This is a genomic window from Streptomyces sp. NRRL S-37, from assembly GCF_000721605.1.
GTDB lineage: Bacteria > Actinomycetota > Actinomycetes > Streptomycetales > Streptomycetaceae > Streptomyces.
On record NZ_JOIZ01000114.1, the window covers coordinates 1 to 389 of the forward strand.

Below are 389 nucleotides of genomic sequence, written 5' to 3' on the forward strand. Positions count from 1 at the left end.
CCAGCAGCTCGTCCAACGCGTCCGCGTCACCGGAGACCACCACCGACGACGGCCCGTTCACCGCCGCCACCGACACCCGGCCCTCCCACCGGCCGACCAACTCCCGCACCACCGACACACCACGCGCCACCGACACCATGCCGCCCAGCCCGGACAGCGCCCGCAACGCACGCGACCGCAACGCCACCACCAGCGCCGCATCCTCCAGCGACAGACCACCCGCCACACACGCGGCCGCGATCTCCCCCTGCGAATGACCCACCACCGCCGCCGGCCGCACCCCGCACGAGCGCCACACCTCCGCCAACGACACCATCACCGCCCACAACACCGGCTGCACCACATCCACCCGCTCCAACGACGGAGCACCCTCCACACCCCGCACCACA

Annotated in this window: 1 protein-coding gene; it reads right to left on the reverse strand. The window is 72.8% G+C overall.

Annotated elements, in window-relative coordinates:
• Positions 1 to 389, reverse strand: a 389-nt coding sequence (locus IH50_RS38460) for an acyltransferase domain-containing protein (RefSeq protein ID WP_037873700.1), incomplete at both ends; no start/stop codon positions are given.